Genomic DNA, 3356 nt, shown 5'->3' on the forward strand with positions numbered 1-3356 from the left:
GGCGGGCGCGCGCGCCGGCGGCGCGGGAGCGGGGGCCCGCCCGGGCGCCGACGTCCTCGACCGCTTCTCCGAGGCCACCCGCCGGTGGTTCACGGGCGCCTTCGCCGCCCCCACGGCCGCCCAGGCGGGGGCGTGGGACGCCATCAGCAGCGGCGACCACACCCTCGTCGTCGCCCCCACCGGTTCGGGCAAGACCCTGTCGGCCTTCCTGTGGTCGATCGACCGGCTCGTCAGCGAGCCCGTCCCCGAGGCCGCGCAGCGCTGCCGGGTCCTCTACGTCTCCCCCCTCAAGGCCCTGGCCAGCGACGTCCAGCGCAACCTGCGGGCGCCGCTCACGGGCATCGGCCACGAGCGGGTGCGGCTCGGGCTCCCCGAGCCCGACGTCCAGGTCGGCATCCGCTCGGGCGACACCTCCGCGGCGGACCGGCGCCTCCAGGCGCGGCGCCCGCCGGACGTGCTCATCACGACGCCCGAGTCGCTCTTCCTCGTGCTGACGTCGAAGGCCCGCGAGTCGCTCGCCGGCGTCACCACGGTGGTCCTCGACGAGGTGCACGCCGTGGCCGGCACCAAGCGCGGCGCCCACCTGGCGCTGTCGCTCGAGCGGCTCGACGCGATGCTCCCCCGCCCCGCCCAGCGCATCGGCCTGTCCGCCACCGTGCGCCCGCCCGAGGCCGTGGCGCGCTTCCTCGCCGGCGCGCGGCCGCAGGGCGAGGAGGGCGGCCGGCCCGTCACCGTCGTGCAGCCGCCGTCGGAGAAGCGCTTCGACCTGTCCGTCGTCGTCCCCGTCGAGGACATGTCCCGCCTGGGCGAGCCGACCGACGACCTCACCGGTGCGGCGGCGGGCGCGCAGCGGACGACGTCGATCTGGCCGTCGGTCGAGGAGCGCATCGTCGACCTCGTCGCCCCGACCGCCGGCGAGCAGCGCTCCACCCTCGTGTTCGCCAACTCCCGACGCCTGGCCGAGCGCCTCACGGCCCGCCTCAACGAGGAGTGGGCCGAGCGCCTCGAGGCCGAGGCGGCCGGCGTCGTCGACCTCGACGCGTCCCCCGGCGGCGACGACGACGACGGCCAGCCGCGCCGGCTCTCCCCCGGCGACGCGCCGGGCCTCTTCGGCGCGGGCGACGGGCAGCACGACGACGAGGGCGACGACGACCACGAGGGCGACGACGAGGAGGACGCCCCGCAGTGGGCCGCCTCGTCCGGCACCCGCCGCGCCGAGCGGCCGCGACGGCCGCCCGCCGAGGTCATGGCGCAGGCCGGCGCGTCCGCGGGGGCGCCCGCCGTCCTCGCCCGCGCCCACCACGGCTCGGTGAGCAAAGAGCAGCGCGCCCTCATCGAGGACGACCTCAAGTCCGGGCGCCTGCCCGCCGTCGTCGCGACCTCGAGCCTGGAGCTCGGCATCGACATGGGCGCCGTCGACCTCGTCGTCCAGGTCGAGTCCCCGCCCAGCGTGGCCAGCGGCCTGCAGCGGGTCGGGCGCGCCGGGCACCAGGTCGGCGCGGTCAGCCGCGGCGTCCTGTTCCCCAAGTTCCGCAGCGACCTCGTGCAGACGGCCGTCGTCACCGAGCGGATGCGCGAGGGGCGCATCGAGGAGCTGCGCATACCGTCCTCCCCCCTCGACGTCCTCGCACAGCAGGTCGTCGCCATGACGGCGATGGACGACTGGTCCGTCGACGACCTCGAGGCCCTCGTGCGACGGGCCGCGTCCTTCGAGCACCTGTCCCGGGGAGTGCTGGAGGCCGTCCTCGACATGCTCTCCGGCCGCTACCCGAGCGAGGAGTTCGCCGAGCTGCGCCCGCGCGTGGTCTGGGACCGCGTCACCGGGGTCCTCAGCGGCCGGCCCGGGGCCCAGCGCCTCGCCGTGACGAGCGGCGGCACCATCCCCGACCGCGGGCTCTACGGGGTCTTCCTCGCCTCGGGCGAGGGCCCCGGACGGCGCGTGGGCGAGCTCGACGAGGAGATGGTCTACGAGTCGCGCGTCGGTGACGTCTTCACGCTCGGCGCCTCGACGTGGCGCATCGAGGACATCACCCGGGACCAGGTCCTCGTCACCCCGGCGCCCGGCCAGCCCGGCAAGCTGCCCTTCTGGCACGGCGACGCCCTGGGCCGCCCCGCCGAGCTCGGCCGGGCGCTCGGCGCCTTCGTCCGCGAGCTGGCCGCGGCGCCCGGCGGCTGGGACGGCGACGTCGCCCGCGGCCGCGCCCGCGCCGCCGGCCTCGACGCGTGGGCCGTCGACAACCTCCTCGGCTACCTGCGCGAGCAGCAGGAGGCCACCGGGCACCTGCCCGACGACCGCACCCTCGTCGTCGAGCGCTTCCGCGACGAGCTCGGCGACTGGCGCGTCGTCGTCCACTCCCCCTTCGGCCAGCAGCTGCACGCCCCGTGGGCGCTCGCGGTGGCGGCCCGGATGCGCGAGCGCTTCGGCGTCGACGTGCAGGCGATGCCCGCCGACGACGGCCTCGTCCTGCGACTGCCCGACGTCGGCTACGACGGCGGAGGGCTGGGCGGCGGGCTCGGTGGCGGGGACGACGACGAGGGCGGCGGGGCGGGGCTGCCCGACCTGGCCGACGTCCTGCTCATGGAGCCCGACGACGTGGCCGGCGTCGTCACCGACGAGCTCGGCGGCTCGGCGCTCTTCGCCGCCCGCTTCCGCGAGTGCGCCGGCCGGGCGCTCCTGCTGCCCCGGCGCAGCCCCGACCGGCGCCAGCCGCTGTGGCAGCAGCGCCAGCGCGCCGCCCAGCTGCTCGAGGTCGCGAGCCGCTACCCGTCCTTCCCGATCGTGCTCGAGACGGTCCGCGAGTGCCTCCAGGACGTCTTCGACGTCCCGGCGCTCGAGCAGCTGCTGCGCGAGCTGCGCTCGCGCAGCGTGCGCGTCGTCGAGGTGACGACGCAGCAGCCGTCCCCCTTCGCCCGCAGCCTCATGTTCGGCTACGTCGCCCAGTTCCTCTACGAGGGCGACTCCCCGCTCGCCGAGCGCCGCGCCGCCGCCCTGTCCCTGGACCCGGGCCTGCTCGCCGAGCTCCTCGGCCGCGGCGAGGGTGCCTCGCTCGCCGACCTCCTCGACCCCGAGGCGGTGCTGCGCACCCACGCCGAGCTGCAGCGCCTGCTGCCCGAGCGCGGGGCGCGCGGCGCCGAGGACGTCGCCGACCTCCTGCGCGTCCTCGGGCCGCTGAGCACGCTGGAGGTCGCGCGGCGCACCCGGCCCGACGCCGTCGGCGCGACGCCGCAGGTCGCCGCCCCGGTGGGCGCCGTCGTCCTCGGCGCGGACGAGGGCGCCGTGCCGGAGGGGCCCTCCGACGAGGAGGACGCCCCAGCCGACGAGGGCGGGGGCGACGACGCCGGGGCGGGGCCGGCCG

Annotated in this window: 1 protein-coding gene; it reads left to right on the plus strand. The window is 77.5% G+C overall.

The genetic code is table 11. The annotated features are described in order from the left end of the window. The coding region (locus tag HLB09_RS14730) for a DEAD/DEAH box helicase (RefSeq protein WP_212771148.1) at window positions 1–3356 on the plus strand (3356 nt) is incomplete at both ends.

It is taken from the genome of Pseudokineococcus marinus (genome assembly GCF_013004605.1).
Classification (GTDB): domain Bacteria; phylum Actinomycetota; class Actinomycetes; order Actinomycetales; family Quadrisphaeraceae; genus Pseudokineococcus; species Pseudokineococcus marinus.